We start from the raw sequence: 14464 nt of genomic DNA on the forward strand, positions 1-14464 counted from the left end.
GACCCGAGGTGGCGGAGCAAAACCGAATGGTGATGAATCATGTCCGAAAGTCCGATTGATCCTCATGCGCGTCATCATGCGCATTGCCTGCCGTTTGGCGCGCAGTTGCTCGGCGCAGCGAGCGCCAGGCCGCGCACGCGCTTTCGCTTCTGGGCGCCGTCGTGCAAGGCGGTACAGCTAGAGATCGAAGGCCCGGCGGCTGCTGCCGGCACTCACGAAATGACGTCGACCGGTAACGGCTGGTTCGAAACTGAGGTCGATTGCGGCGTGGGCACCTTGTACCGCTACCGGCTCGATGGTGAACTGGCCGTGCCCGATCCTGCTTCGCGCTTCCAGCCGCAGGACGTGCATGGTCCAAGCGAAGTGATCGATCCGCGCGCCTACACATGGCAGCACGCGCATTGGCATGGCCGGCCGTGGGAAGAGACCGTCTTGTACGAATTGCATGTCGGCACGCTCGGCGGCTATGCCGGCGTGATGAAGCGTCTGCCTGCGATTGCCGAACTGGGCGTGACGGCCATTGAATTGATGCCGCTAAACGACTTTCCGGGTGAACGAAACTGGGGCTACGACGGCGTGCTGCCTTACGCCCCTGATTCGGCCTATGGCCGCCCCGACGAGTTGAAAGCGCTGATCGACGCGGCCCATGGTCTCGGTCTTAACGTGTTCCTCGACGTCGTCTACAACCACTTCGGCCCCGACGGTAACTATCTGCATCAGTACGCCAAGCCGTTCTTTCGCGAAGGCACGCATACGCCCTGGGGACCGGCGATCGATTTCAATCGCACGGAAGTCAGCGATTTCTTCTGCGATAACGCGCTCTACTGGATCAACGAGTATCGCTTCGATGGCCTGCGCTTCGACGCCGTGCACGCCATCGACAATCACGATTGGCTGCGCGATCTCTCGGACCATATTCGCGCCAAGGTGAGGCATGGTCGTCATGTGCATCTGGTGCTCGAAAACGAGCACAACTCGGCCAGTCTGCTCGAAACGCATTTCGATGCGCAGTGGAACGACGATGCGCACAATACGCTGCACGTTTTGCTGACCGGCGAGACCGAAGGCTATTACCACGCGTTTGCGGATCAGCCGATCCGCAAACTGGCTCGCGTGCTTGGCGAGGGCTTTGTGTACCAGGGCGAGCCTTCACCGATCCACGACGGCAAGCCGCGCGGCGAACCAAGCGGACACGTGTCGCCCACTTCGTTCGTGATGTTCCTGCAGAATCATGACCAGATCGGCAACCGTGCCTTTGGCGAGCGTCTGCGCAAGCTCAGCACTCCAGACGCGCTGCGTGCTGCCACCGCCCTGTTGCTGCTATCCCCGCAGATTCCGCTGCTGTTCATGGACGAGGAATTCGGCTCCGACCAGCCGTTCCTCTTCTTCACCGACTACGCGGGTGACCTCGCCGACGCCGTGCGCGAAGGACGGCGCCGCGAGTTCGCGCGCTTCGCTTCCTTTAGCGACGAAAAACGCCGCGCGCAGATTCCCGACCCCAACGCGCCGCAGACCTTCGCCGCATCGTCGCCGCCCGTGGATAACGCTGCACACCCTAACGCTCAGGAACGACTCGACTGGATGCACTTCTATAAATCCGCGCTCGCCGTGCGCGCCAAGCTGATTACACCGCGCCTCGAGCATTCAAAGGCACTCGGTGCAAGCGTGCTCACTGCGCAGGACGGCAGCGACACCAACGCGCTTGTCGCCCGCTGGCGGCTTGACGATGGCGAGACGCTTTCCATTGCGCTCAATCTGGGTTCCGACGACGTGAAGCTTTCCGACATACCCCCAGGCAAGGTAATCTTCGAGACCCCGCCGCGTGCGCGCGATCGTATCGAGGGCCATCAGCTACCGTCGCATACATGCATCGCGTGGATGACTGGCGACGTCTGCGAATACGCCAACACTCACGATGCGCGCAAGGTGATCGAACGGGAGTGGCACGCATGAGCCCCGCTCGTCGCCCTGCCGGTTCGATCGACAACCTCGCCGCCCGCGCCGGCTTCGAAGTCGAATGGGAAAATGCGCACCACGTTACGCAGCGCGTACCCGAAAGCACGCTCTCCGTGCTGCTCGACCGCATGGGTCTGCCGTGCGGCAACGCGACCCAGACGCGCCAGAGCACCGCGGCGCTCGAAGCAGAACTGTCCGGCCGCAAGCTGCCGCCACTGATGACCGCCGAATGCGAGCGCGGCATCGCGCTGCCGCTGGCCGCGGTCAAATCCGGCAGCCACTATCGGATCGAACTCGAAAGCGGTTCGCAAATCGATGGCCGCTTCACGGCGCCAAAAGGCGAAGCGGCGCTGCTGTCGCCGATCGATGAACCCGGTTATCACACGCTCATCATCAACGATCACCGCGTCACGCTCGCGGTCGCGCCGGCACGCTGCTATACGGTGGCGGATGCATGGCAGGCGTCGCGGAACGAGCCGATGCCGCCGTTGTGGGGCGTGGCTGCACAACTCTACGGCTTGCGCCGCACCGGCGACGGCGGCATTGGCGACTATTCCGCGCTGGCGCGTCTCGCCGTCGAAAGTGCGAAGCGCGGCGCCCACGCGCTCGCCGTCAGCCCCACGCATGCGATGTTCAGCGCCGAGCCGGAGCGCTTCAGTCCGTATTCGCCGTCGTCACGCTTGTGGCTCAACGTCACGCATATCGATGTCGAGGCTGTGTTCGGCGCGCAAGCGGCACGCGCTGCTATCGACGCTGCTCAAGCCGGCGATACGTGGACGCAATTGGAAAGGCTGAACCTGATCGACTGGCCGAAGGCGGTCCGACTGAAGCTGAAGGTGCTGCGCACATTGTTCGAACAGTTCTGCGTGCACGATCGCGCTCAAGACGCGCCGCTTGCGCTCGAATTCAACGCGTTCTGCGTGCACGGCGGCCGCTCGCTGGAAGATCACGCGCGCTTCGAAGCGTTGCAGGCGGTACAGCTTGCCCAAGCCGAGCCCAACGGACACTGGCGTAATTGGCCCGAAGCGTGGCGCAATCCGCGCAGCGCGGAAGTCGAAGCGTTTGCCAACGCGAACCGGCATGAGGTGGAGTTTTATCTGTTCCTGCAATGGCTCGCCGCCAAGGGACTCTCGCAAGCCCAGCTCGCGGCCCGCGATGCGGGAATGGCGGTCGGCCTGATCGCGGACCTCGCCGTCGGCTGTGACAGCGCGGGCAGCCATGCGTGGTCGTATCGCGACGACATGCTGCAAGGCGTGTCGGTCGGTGCACCGCCGGATCTGTTCAACCAGGCCGGTCAGGCGTGGGGGCTTACCACGTTCTCGCCGCGTGCCATGCGCACCCAGGGATTTTCGGCGTTCATCGACATGCTGCGCGCCGCGTTTGCGCATGCGGGCGGCGTGCGCATCGACCACATTCTCGGACTGCGCCGGCTGTGGCTCGTGCCCGATGGCGAAAGCGCGGCTAACGGCGCGTATCTGCGCTATCCACTCGAAGACATGCTGCGGCTAATCGCGCTCGAATCGTGGCGCCATCGCTCGATCGTGATTGGCGAAGATCTCGGCACAGTACCGCCGGGCTTCCGCGAGCGGCTCGACGAGCATGGCATCGAGGGCATTCGCGTGCTGTGGTTCGAAGGCAGCGAATCGGGCAAAGGCTTCAAACCGCCGAATCGTTGGGATCGCAATGCAGTGGGCACGACCACCACCCACGACCTGCCGACCGTCACCGGATGGTGGCGCGGCGCCGACATCACCTGGCGCAACCGCATCGGCCAGACCATGCCGCGCGCCGATGGCCGCGACCCTGTCGAAGTGGCGCAAGCCGAGCGTGCCGAGGATCGCGCTTTACTGTGGGATGCGTTCCAGCAAGCAGGCGTCGCCGCGAAGGATGTGCCCGCGCCGCCGCCCGAAAGCGCACCTGTGGATGAAGCGCTTGCCTTCGTTGCCGCTACGCCGTCGCCGCTCGTCACGTATCCGCTCGAGGATCTGCTCGCGCTCGAAGATCAACCGAACCTGCCGGGCTCGATCGACGAGCATCCGAACTGGCGCCGGCGTCTCGTGCTGCCGATCGATGAGCTGTTCGACGAGCCGGCCTTCAGCGACCGGCTGCTGGCGGTCGACCGGGCGCGCAGCACCGCTGCTTCGGCTGCCACCCCGGCTTCTGCCTCCGCCACTTCAGCTTCCGATTCCACCACCGCTTCTTCGGGGCCCGACACACCATGACAGTCCCGCGTTCCACACTCCGGCTTCAGTTCCACAAGGACTTCACGTTCGATGATGCGCTCGCACGCGTCGAATACTTCGCTGCGCTCGGCGTCAGCCATCTGTACGCGTCGCCGATCACGACAGCCGAGCCCGGTTCGATGCACGGCTACGACACGGTCGACTACACCCAGGTGAGCGCCGAATGCGGCGGCGAAGCGGGCCTCAAACGGCTCGTCGACAAACTGCGCGAACGCGGCATGGGACTGATTATCGATGTGGTTCCGAACCATATGGGTGTGGGCGGATCGAGCAACGCATGGTGGCTCGATATTCTCGAGTGGGGGCGTCACAGCGCCCACGCGCGGCATTTCGACATCGACTGGCATTCGCCCGATCCGGCATTGCGCGGCAAGGTGCTGATGCCGTGTCTCGGCGCACCGTACGGCGACGAACTCGCGGCCGGCCGGATCGAACTGCATTTCGCCGCCGACACAGGACGCTTCTACGTGAGCTATGGACCTCACGTGGGACCGATCTGTCCGATCGACTATCCGTCGATTCTGCAGAGCGCCGAACGCGCCGATCTGGGTGCACTCGCCGAACGCTTCCAGGGCTTGACCACACAGCCCGCAGACCAGCCCCGCGCCGCCGAAGCGTGCGAGTTGCTACGAGAATTCGTCGCGCAGAACGGTACGGAAGCGATCGACGCGGCGCTGGCAAACTATGCGCCCGGCGAAGCAGTCACACGCGATCGGCTGCATCGTCTGCTGGAACGGCAGCACTTCCGGCTCGCGTGGTGGCGCACCGCGTCGGACGAAGTGAACTGGCGGCGTTTCTTCGACATCAGCACGCTGGCAGGCGTGCGCGTCGAGCGGCCCGAAGTGTTCGACGCGGTGCACGCGCTGCCGTTTCGCCTCTACGCGGAAGGCGTGATCGACGGCGTGCGGATCGACCACGTGGACGGCCTTGCGGAGCCGCGCGAGTACTGCCAGCGGCTGCGGCAGCGGCTCAACGAATTGCGCGAAGGCGAACCGTATATCGTGGTGGAGAAAATCCTCGCGCGCGGCGAGCCGTTGCGCGACGACTGGCCCGTCCACGGCACAACCGGCTACGACTTTATGACCGACGTCGGCGCGCTTTTGCACGATCCGGCCGGCGCCGAACCGCTCGCCACGACATGGGCCGAGCTGAGCGGAAGAAGTGTGGATTTCGCCGATGAAGCGATGATGGCGCGACGCAAGATTCTCGCGGAGAACCTTTCGGCAGAACTGGACCGCGCAGCGCGGGCGTTGCACCGGATCGCGCGCGATTCGCTTGGTACGCGCGACTTTACGTTCACTGCATTGCGCCGCGTGCTGACCGAGCTCGTGGTGCACTTCCCCGTGTATCGTGTGTATCCGCAGAATGGTCTGCGTACCGAAGCCGACAACGTCTATTACAACCAGGCGCTGGCTGGCGCGAAACAAACGCTCTCGCCTGCCGATCACGCCACATTGGAACAGGTCGACGCCTGGTTAGGCGGCAGCGCAGCTGAAGACGCCGCGCCGGTTCGTTCAGCCGCCAACGCGCAGCCTGGTTCGAACAACGCGCCGCTCAGCCACTCGGGATCGTCGCGACGCACTGCGCAGACGTTATTTTCGCAACTGACTGCGCCTGTGGCCGCAAAAGCGGTCGAGGATACGGCGTGCTATCGCTATGGACGCCTGTTGTCGCGCAATGAGGTGGGTTCAGACCCGGCTGAGTTCGCCATTTCGGTCGATCAGTTTCATACATCCAACCTCGAACGCGCGCGACGTTTCCCGCATGCGATGCTTGCGACCGCTACGCACGATCACAAACGCGGCGAGGACGTACGCGCCCGTCTTGCAGTGCTCAGCGAAATCGCTCAGGACTGGTGCGCAACGCTGCGCGCATGGTCGACGCTAAACGCGCCACACCGCCGCGCGCCCGACGGCAGCGTGGGCACCATGGACCACGACTGGGCGCCCGGTCCAGCAGCCGAGGCGATGCTGTATCAAACGCTGGTGGGCTGCTGGCCGCCCAATCTTTCGCCCGACGACGAAGCCGGCGTGAAGGCCTTGGCTGAACGGGTCGCGCAATGGCAGTTGAAGGCACTGCGCGAAGCGAAACTGCGCACGTCCTGGCTTGCGCCTGACGAAGCGTATGAGAACGCGTGCCGCGATTTCCTGTTCGATATCCTCGCACCGCAACGGCGCGACGGCTTCCTGAGCGAGCTCTCCGGACTGGTGGCACGCATTAGCCAGGCCGGTGCGATCAATAGCCTGCAACAGACCGTGCTCCGGCTCACGTCACCAGGCGTCCCGGATCTGTATCAAGGCACCGAGTTGTGGGATTTCAGCCTCGTCGATCCCGACAACCGGCGTCCCGTCGATTTTGCACAGCGCCAGGCGTGGCTCGTTGAGACGCCGCCGTCGGAGTTTTTGCCGGACTGGCGCAGCGGACGAGTCAAGCTGGGTGTCATACAGCGCTTGCTGTCGTTGCGCGCGCATCTGCCCTCGTTACTGAGCGATGGCGCGTATCTGCCGCTGACGGTCACGGGCAAGCACGCGGCACACGTGGTCGCGTTTGCGCGCAGGCATAACAACGCCTGGGCCGTTATCATCGTCACGCATCTCGCTGCGGGTTTGCTGGGCGCAGATAGCGATTTACCGCTCGTCGATGCGGCACAGTGGGACGATACTGCGGTCGCGATGCCGGATGAGTTAACATCACGTGCGCTGTTCGACTGGATGAGCACCGCCGCGCCCAAAGTCGAGGACGATGGCGTGCTCTATCTGCGCGACGCACTGGCGACGATGCCGGTAGCCGTGCTGGTAGAGGACGGGGTGCCGCGAGCTTAGTGTTTTTGCACGCCAGAGCCAAATGATGCTCATCGGCGAGTCTAACGGCCACCTTGCAACCTTGACTGCGAGAAAGCCTATGACGCTGGACTGGTCGAGTATCCGTAGCGGCGGAGCCGATGCACTGCACGGCGCGATCGTCGAACTATCCGGCTGGATGATCCCGCTCGACGCCACAGCGGATAAAGCCGACTATTTTCTTTTGGCGGCGGATGCTCCTTGCTGCGGCGGTTGTTTGCCGCGCGATCCGCTGTCGTCCATCGAGGTGTATGCGGCCGCGCCTTGCGCGCCGCAGGAGCATGCCGTCACTTTCACGGGGCGCTTGCAGCGACTGATCGACGATCCTGCGGGTTGGCGCTATCAACTCATTGATGCCACACCACTCGATTTGCAGCCTGAACGTGAACCGCGCAGCGCGAGTCGGCGCGCGTTTCTCGCTTCAGGCGCTGCGCTGGGGCTCGCGGCCTGCGCGCCTGGGCGCTTCGCCGGTTACACCGAGAAACCGGATGCTGGGGCAGTCCATGCCGGGGCTTCGGACGCCGCTGCGTCGAGCGCTGCTCGAGCGTCGGATAGCACGCTCGCCTGGCGCACTCCCGACACGCTGACCATGGACATGCACAGCCACGCCGGACGCGTGATTGTCTCGCGCGATCCGGCGATCGGCGCTAACCGCCCTTTTCTTCCCCTCGCAGCGCCGATGCGCGCCGGCGGCATGAACGTCATCTGTCTCGCCATCGTCACCGACACTACAGTGACTCACGTCACTGCAGACCACAAGCGTATCGAAGCATGGCGCATTCCTCAGGATGGCGAACTATACGCTCTCGGGCAAGCTGAATTCAAACGTGCCCATGAGCTGGTTGAACGCGAGCAGATGCAGGTTGTGACGAACACGGCGTCGCTGTCTGCGAACGCAAAAGCAGGTCCGAGTGTCATCATCGCCGCTGAGGGTGCGGACTTTCTGGAAGGTCAAGTCGATCGCGTCGATGAAGCCTATACGCTGCATCAACTGCGCCATCTGCAGCTCACACATTACCGGGTCAATGAACTCGGCGATATTCAGACCGAGCCGCCGGTGCACGGCGGGTTGACCGACTTCGGCGCGGACGTGGTGCGCCGTTGCAACCAGCTAGGCATTGTCGTGGACGTTGCGCACGGCACCTACGATCTGGTCAAGCGTGCCGCCGATACAACGACGAAGCCACTCATCCTTTCGCATACCGCCTTGGCGACTCACCCATCAGCGCGTAGCCGTCTTATCACACCGGACCATGCGCGCGTGATCGCAGGCACCGGCGGCGTGATCGGCGTGTGGCCGAGTTCAGGAACGTTCGCCGATCTGCAGGCCATGGCGCACGGCTACAAACGCATGGCCGATGTGGTGGGCGTCGAACATGTCGGGTTAGGCTCGGATATGCTCGGCTTCATCTTGCCGCCGGTGTTTCGCAGCTATGAGCAATTGCCGTCGCTGGCCGATGCGTTGTTGGCGGAGGGCTTCAGCAAAGACGAGGTGGGAATGATTCTCGGCGCCAATTACCGGCGGGTGTTCGAGGCTTCTGTTGGTTGAAGGCGGCAAGCGTCGACCGCGGCCGTTGCCTCACGTCGCAGGGCTACCGTCTACCGCCCGGCCGCCCACAGCAGCGACAGACCCGAGGACAACATCAACCCGTCGACCACCAGCTTGAACGTGTTCGGACTCATGCGCACCACCACGTGGCGCGCGGCAAACGAGCCGGCCATCAGCGCCGAACCTGTAATCAGGCCATCGAATATCACATGCAAGGGCAACGCGCCAAAGTGCTTGAACACAGCGACTTTGGTGCCGTACACCGCCAATGAACCCGCGGCCTCAGTGGCGAGAAACGCACCCTTCACGAGCCCGTACGACATGAACACCGGCACGGTAATCGGCCCGGTCGAAACCACGATGCCCGTCAGGAAACCCACCACGCCGCCAATCAAGGCGAGATGCAACAGCGAGAACTTGATGGAACGACGCGCGAGCCAGCGCCGTGTCGGCACCATCGCCAGGAAGAAGATGCCCAGGGCGAGTTCGACGGCATGAGGCGGCAACGCCAGCAGCGTACGCACGCCAAGCGCAGCGCCCGGCACCGCAGTCGAGCAATATGCCGCACAGGCTCGCCAGTCGACTTCACGCCACCACGCGAGGACCTTGCCGAGATTGCCCATGATTGCGGCAATCGCCATGATCGGCACCGCTTGCTGCGGACCGAACAGCATGACGAGCACAGGCATCAACATCATCGACGAACCTGTGCCGATCACGCCGCTTAGCATGCCGGCCAGCAGACCTACGCCCAATACAAGCAGATATCCCATAGCAGGCGCCCCTTAACCGCCCTCATCATCGAAATGTTTTGGATAAACCCGCACCAGCAGAATGCGCGGCCCCTTCATCTTCTTGACGACGATATCGAAGCGATCGAACTCCACGCGCTTACCCTCCGTTGGAATATCGTTGAGCGCCTGGATCACCAGACCGCCGACCGATTCGGCCCGCCCCTCGTCAATATCGATCCCCAGCGCCCGTTCCAGCGACACCACCGGCAAACTGCCCTTGCCCATCAGCGTGCCGTCGTCCATCCGCGTCCAGTCGGCATCGCCCTGGCGGAATTCGTCGTGAATCTGCCCGACGAGCGCGCCAAGCAGATTGTCGAGCGTGAGAAAGCCGATCGGCGCCGCGTTCTTGTGTCCTACCAGCGCCATATGCGGCGCGCCCTTGCGGAACCGTCGGAACAGCTCAAGCGCGGGCATATCCGGTTTCACGTACTGAACCGGGCGGACATACTTCGAGAGATCGTCGAGCGTGCTCCCGGCCTGGCGTGCCAACAGCAGATCCTTCAAGTGAATCATGCCGGCCACGCGCTCGCCTGAGTCGTCTTCGAACAGCGGATAGCGGCTGAAGCGATGCCGCGCCACCACCTGCATGTTTTCGCGCAACGGCAGATCGCGCCGCAGTCCGACCATCTCGTGAGCCGGCCGCATCAGATCGGAAACCGTCATGCGCGAGAAGTCCAGCGAATGCGCGATCGTGTTCCATTCGTCCTGGCTATACGCGCCTTCAGTCGCGCCCACGCCGGGTGCGATATTGGCATGGCGGCCACGCAGGATCAGTTTCAGTTCTTCGGTGGAGTAATGCGCGTCGCCGCCATGATCCGCCGTCAAGCCCGCGAGACGAAGCACCGCGTTGGCGCTGGTGTTGAGCACCCAGATTGCCGGATACATCGTCCAGTAGAACGCATACAGCGGCGTGGCAGCCCACAGCGAAAGCCTCTCGGACTGACGGATCGCCAGTGACTTCGGCGCCAGCTCGCCCACCACGATATGCAGGAACGAAATGCACGAGAAAGCGAAGAACAGCGAGACGCCGTGAATCACGTTCTCCGATTCGATCCCCAGCACGCGGAATATCGGCGTCAGCAGATCCGCGAAGGCCGGCTCACCGATCCAGCCAAGGCCCAGCGAAGCAAGCGTGATACCGAGCTGGCACGCCGACAGGTACGAGTCCAGATGCCCATGCACCTTCGCCAGCAAGCGGCCGCGCACGCCGTGTTGCGCGGCGAGACTCTTGACGCGCGTTTGCCGCAACTTCACCAGGCCGAATTCGGCCGCGACAAAGAACCCGTTGAGCGCAACGAGCAATAACGCGCCGATAAGGGCGAAGACCTGAGTCAAGTGAAAAGGCTCCGGCAACAAAAGTCGTCAGTATAGGGGCGAAAGCAATATGAAAGAGTTTCGGCGGGCGACGAAGTTTGCGCGCCGCCTGGCACTGTGCCTTCAAGGCGCGGCGAGCGGAATGCGCAGTGCAAGCGTCGCCGGTTGGCCGTCCTGCATCTCGCCTTGCTCGAAGGTGCCGCCGTGGGCTTCGGCCACACGCTTGCACAGCGCCAGCACCCACGCGATCCGGCCCGCTTCACGCGGCGCGCGCGCCTGGGCACGTGCGAACGGTTCGAGCAGGTGTGGGAGCGCAGGATCGTCGAGGACCGCCGGACTTGCGTCAAAGGTGACCAGCGCGTGCCATGCGGTGGCGTCGGCACTGGACGCAAGCGTGACCTTCGCGCCATCCGCGCTCGCTTCGACCGCGAACGTAAGCATCAGCCACAGCGCCGCGGCGAGACGCTCGCGGTCGCCGCTGAACTGCTCGGTGGAAAGGCCCGAGTCGAACGCGACCGACACGCCGCGCGACCTCGCGAGTCCCGAACGCACTTCGTCAGCCGAATCCGAGAACAAAGCCTGCAGCGGAAACGGCGAGCGGGCAAGCGCCAGGTTGCGCGTTCCCGCGCGGGTCGTATCGACGATCGATTCCAGCAGCTTGACCTGTTGATCCACCCCGCTACGGATACCGACGATGGCGCGCTGCGCGGCAGGGTCGTTGGCGTCGAGCTTGCGCTCGAGCACATACGCCCAGCTATGGATCGCATTCAGCGGACCGCGTAAATCATGCGAGACCAGCGACAGCACGTGGTCGCGCATGAACAGCGCAGCCTCGGCGCACAGATGCGCAGTGCGTTCGGACAAGGAAGCGCCGGAAGCGGTCTGCTGGCCGCTGCCGGCTCCGGTGGAAGACGTTGTCACGATCTGGGCCCTCTAGGCAGTGCATATGGATGAACAGAGTCCTCATTATAGGCACGCTCCCCCGCGAATCAGGACGCAGTTGTGTCGCCAATGCGTCGCACTGTCCGCTCATGCGCCGCATGCCCGGCAAGAACCCGGGTGTTCTGGGCGATGCCGCCTCAAACGCCTACAATGTCGGTTTTTACGACTTGTCCCAAGGAGCAACTCATGTCGACCGTGACTACCGATTCCGGCCTTAAATACGAAGATCTGACCGAAGGCACCGGCGCTGAAGCGAAAGCCGGCCAGACCGTCAGCGTCCACTACACGGGCTGGTTGACCGACGGCCAGAAGTTCGACTCCAGCAAGGACCGTAATGATCCGTTTGCGTTCGTGCTGGGCGGCGGCATGGTCATCAAGGGTTGGGACGAAGGCGTGCAGGGCATGAAGGTGGGCGGCGTGCGCAAGCTGACGATTCCGCCGCAACTCGGCTACGGCGTGCGCGGTGCAGGCGGCGTGATTCCGCCGAATGCGACGCTCGTGTTCGAAGTCGAACTGCTCGACGTCTAAGTTTTCCCCGCTTGCTTGCCGATGAGCCACGCCGCCGTCACCGGCCCCAGCGTTTCGTTGCGCCGTTATGGTGCGATCGAAGCGACGGACCTGCACGACTTTCATCAGGTCGTGCTGGGGCTCGACGGCGCGATGGTGATGACGGTGGATGGCATCGGCCAGCAGATCGATTCAGGCTCGGCGTGGCTGATTCCCGCGGGCGCGCAGCATGACTACGCGGGCATCGGCGAGAACCGGCAACTGGTGCTCGATTTGCCCGCGGCGTCGATGGCCGTGCCGGAGCGTTTGTTTGACCGCGCGCGAGCGGTGTCGGTAGATGCTTCGTTGAAGCAGCTTGTACATCGCATCGCCGCAAGTGCGATGGGCCACACACCGGCCGCCGACGATGTGAGCACGCGGCGGTTTCACTGGGATGCCGCCGCGCGTTTGTGCGCGGCCATGCTGGCGGATGCCGGTACGACGCGATCCGCGACGGTCAGTGGCGCGCTGGGCGCAGGTCTCGACTTCGCACGCATCGACCGCTGGTTACGCGCGCATTTGTCGGAGCCGTTACGCATCGCCGATCTTGCCGCGCATTGCGGCTTCGGCATGCGGCGTTTCCATCAGTTGTTCATCGAAGCGTTCGGTGAGACGCCGAATCGCTATCTGCAGCGTCTGCGGCTCGATACCTCGATCACCCTGCTCGCGGATCCCCGGCATTCGTTGACCGATATCGCGCTTGATGTCGGCTTCGGCGATCAAAGCGCCTATACGCACGCTTTTACGCGGCGTTTTGGGCTCGCGCCGGGTCAATGGCGCGCCGTGCGCCACTGACCCCAGCTGCGGGCCCGAAAACAACTTACGACCTGAGATTTACCCCGCCAGGCCGCGCGCCAGATCGTTGCGGATATCGCCCGCATTCTCCAGCCCGACCGCCAGACGAATCAGCCCTTCCGAAATGCCCGCTGCCGCACGCGCTTCGGGCGTGATGCGGCTGTGCGTCGTCGTAGCAGGATGGGTGATGGTCGTGCGCGTATCGCCGAGGTTCGCGGTGATCGAACAGATCTTCGTACCGTCGATCACGCGCCATGCATTCGCACGCTGCGCTTCGGGCGTGTCGCCCTTCAACTCGAACGACACAACCGCGCCACCGGCTTTCTGCTGACGTTTGGCAATTTCGTACTGCGGATGCGATTCCAGCCCCGGATAGAACACGCGATTCACCGCCGGATGCGCTTCCAGCCAGCGGGCGATTTCCAGCGCGTTATCGGACTGCTTTTCAACGCGCAGTGAAAGCGTTTCCATGCCCTTGAGCAACACCCACGCGTTGAACGCGGACAGTGTCGGCCCGGCGCTGCGCACGAACGGGAACACCTTTTCCATGATGAACTGCTTCGAGCCGACCAGCGCACCGCCAAGCACGCGGCCTTGGCCGTCGAGGAACTTGGTGGCCGAATGCATCACGACGTCCGCACCGAGCTTCAACGGCTGCTGCAGCGCCGGGCTGCAGAAGCAGTTGTCGACCACGAACAGCGCGTTCGACGCCTTCGCAATCTTGCCGATCGCTTCGATATCGGCGATCTCGGTCAGCGGATTCGATGGCGTTTCAAGGAAGAACATCTTCGTCTCGGGACGCACGGCTTCTTTCCACGCGTCCAGATCCGTCGGATCGACAAACGTAGTCACAATGCCGAACTTGCTGAAGATCTGCGAGAACATGCCGAGCGTCGAACCGAACAGGCTCCGCGAGCTGACGAGGTGATCGCCCGCCTGCAACGCCGACATCACCACCGACATGATCGCGCTCATGCCCGAGGCCGTCGCGATGCAGGCCTCGCCGCCTTCGAGCGCGGCCAGACGGTCCTGGAACATCGTGACCGTAGGGTTCGTGAAGCGCGAGTAGGTGTAGTTGTCCTCGGAATTCTTGAAGCGTTCGGCAGCGTCGGCGGCGCTTGTGAACACAAAGCTCGACGTCAGGAAAATCGCTTCCGAATGCTCGTTGAAGTCGCTGCGCAGCGTGCCCGAGCGGACTGCGAGGGTGTCGAAATTCAGGGAGTCGTCCATGTTGGTTCTAGTTCCATTTTCCACGTGTCGTCACGTGTTGCCACGTTTTCCAGACCGGCGCTTAACGCGTATTGCTTGCCGTCCATCGTCAGGCTGAATGAACGTCAAATGCGCCGGCAACAAAAAAGCCCGCTTTGCGTCGGCATAAGCGGGCTTCATGTGCGGGGGAAAGCTGGAGCGGCGGCGGACGGTTGCTACATTTCCACCGTTCGCTTTAGCTGTTTTGGGTTGCCCCGCGTCCGCAAGCTGAGATCA

General features: G+C 63.3%; 10 protein-coding genes. 6 read left to right on the top strand and 4 right to left on the bottom strand.

All coding sequences use genetic code 11. The annotated features are described in order from the left end of the window. Positions 1–39 precede the first annotated feature (39 nt). The 4 genes from treZ (at position 40) to P3T17_RS07345 (ending at position 8588) form a co-directional block, all read left to right on the top strand. Positions 40–1953: a malto-oligosyltrehalose trehalohydrolase gene (treZ, locus tag P3T17_RS07330; protein WP_429405754.1), complete on the top strand. Its 1914-nt coding sequence runs from the start codon at positions 40–42 to the stop codon at positions 1951–1953. Beyond that, on the top strand, positions 1950–4178 hold the full coding sequence (malQ, locus tag P3T17_RS07335) for a 4-alpha-glucanotransferase (RefSeq protein WP_429405756.1): 2229 nt from the start codon (positions 1950–1952) through the stop codon (positions 4176–4178). The genes treZ and malQ overlap by 4 nt, the downstream gene beginning before the upstream one ends. Beyond that, on the top strand, positions 4175–7021 hold the full coding sequence (gene treY, locus P3T17_RS07340; RefSeq protein WP_429405758.1) for a malto-oligosyltrehalose synthase: 2847 nt from the start codon (positions 4175–4177) through the stop codon (positions 7019–7021). The genes malQ and treY overlap by 4 nt, the downstream gene beginning before the upstream one ends. A gap of 79 nt (positions 7022–7100) precedes the next feature. Further along, positions 7101–8588 (top strand): dipeptidase, encoded by a 1488-nt coding sequence (locus tag P3T17_RS07345; protein WP_429405760.1) that lies wholly within the window; start codon positions 7101–7103, stop codon positions 8586–8588. A 50-nt stretch (positions 8589–8638) separates the two neighbouring features. Here the strand turns inward: P3T17_RS07345 and P3T17_RS07350 are convergent, their stop codons facing one another. The 3 genes from P3T17_RS07350 to P3T17_RS07360 all read right to left on the bottom strand — a co-directional run bounded on the left by P3T17_RS07350 (position 8639) and on the right by P3T17_RS07360 (position 11617). Continuing rightward, a complete protein-coding gene (locus P3T17_RS07350; protein WP_074266592.1) occupies positions 8639–9361 on the bottom strand; it encodes a sulfite exporter TauE/SafE family protein in 723 nt (240 codons plus the stop codon). Positions 9362–9373: 12 nt separating this feature from the next. Then, positions 9374–10717: a hemolysin family protein gene (locus tag P3T17_RS07355; RefSeq protein ID WP_429405762.1), complete on the bottom strand. Its 1344-nt coding sequence runs from the start codon at positions 10715–10717 to the stop codon at positions 9374–9376. A gap of 102 nt (positions 10718–10819) precedes the next feature. Continuing rightward, positions 10820–11617 carry a sensor histidine kinase gene (locus P3T17_RS07360; RefSeq protein WP_429405764.1) on the bottom strand — a complete coding sequence of 266 codons (798 nt, stop codon included), beginning with the start codon at positions 11615–11617 and terminating at the stop codon, positions 10820–10822. A 207-nt stretch (positions 11618–11824) separates the two neighbouring features. Between P3T17_RS07360 and P3T17_RS07365 the strand changes: the two genes are divergently transcribed. Together P3T17_RS07365 and P3T17_RS07370 are read left to right on the top strand one after the other, a co-directional pair. Beyond that, positions 11825–12166 carry an FKBP-type peptidyl-prolyl cis-trans isomerase gene (locus P3T17_RS07365; protein ID WP_122157632.1) on the top strand — a complete coding sequence of 114 codons (342 nt, stop codon included), beginning with the start codon at positions 11825–11827 and terminating at the stop codon, positions 12164–12166. Positions 12167–12187: 21 nt separating this feature from the next. Further along, positions 12188–12979 (top strand): helix-turn-helix domain-containing protein, encoded by a 792-nt coding sequence (locus P3T17_RS07370; protein ID WP_429405766.1) that lies wholly within the window; start codon positions 12188–12190, stop codon positions 12977–12979. Between the two features lie 39 nt (positions 12980–13018). Here the strand turns inward: P3T17_RS07370 and P3T17_RS07375 are convergent, their stop codons facing one another. Continuing rightward, complete coding sequence (locus P3T17_RS07375) at positions 13019–14209, bottom strand: O-succinylhomoserine sulfhydrylase (RefSeq protein ID WP_074266597.1); 1191 nt, start codon at positions 14207–14209, stop codon at positions 13019–13021. Positions 14210–14464 lie beyond the last annotated feature (255 nt).

It is taken from the genome of Paraburkholderia sp. GAS82 (assembly GCF_050436285.1).
In the GTDB taxonomy this organism is placed as follows: domain Bacteria; phylum Pseudomonadota; class Gammaproteobacteria; order Burkholderiales; family Burkholderiaceae; genus Paraburkholderia; species Paraburkholderia phenazinium_B.

Coding starts and splice junctions, on each gene's coding strand:
- P3T17_RS07370 (WP_429405766.1), top strand. CDS start 12,188: ATGAGCCACGCCGCCGTCACCGGCCCCAGCGTTTCGTTGCGCCGTTAT.
- treZ (WP_429405754.1), top strand. CDS start 40: ATGTCCGAAAGTCCGATTGATCCTCATGCGCGTCATCATGCGCATTGC.
- P3T17_RS07345 (WP_429405760.1), top strand. CDS start 7,101: ATGACGCTGGACTGGTCGAGTATCCGTAGCGGCGGAGCCGATGCACTG.
- P3T17_RS07365 (WP_122157632.1), top strand. CDS start 11,825: ATGTCGACCGTGACTACCGATTCCGGCCTTAAATACGAAGATCTGACC.
- malQ (WP_429405756.1), top strand. CDS start 1,950: ATGAGCCCCGCTCGTCGCCCTGCCGGTTCGATCGACAACCTCGCCGCC.
- treY (WP_429405758.1), top strand. CDS start 4,175: ATGACAGTCCCGCGTTCCACACTCCGGCTTCAGTTCCACAAGGACTTC.
- P3T17_RS07350 (WP_074266592.1), bottom strand. CDS start 9,361: ATGGGATATCTGCTTGTATTGGGCGTAGGTCTGCTGGCCGGCATGCTA.
- P3T17_RS07375 (WP_074266597.1), bottom strand. CDS start 14,209: ATGGACGACTCCCTGAATTTCGACACCCTCGCAGTCCGCTCGGGCACG.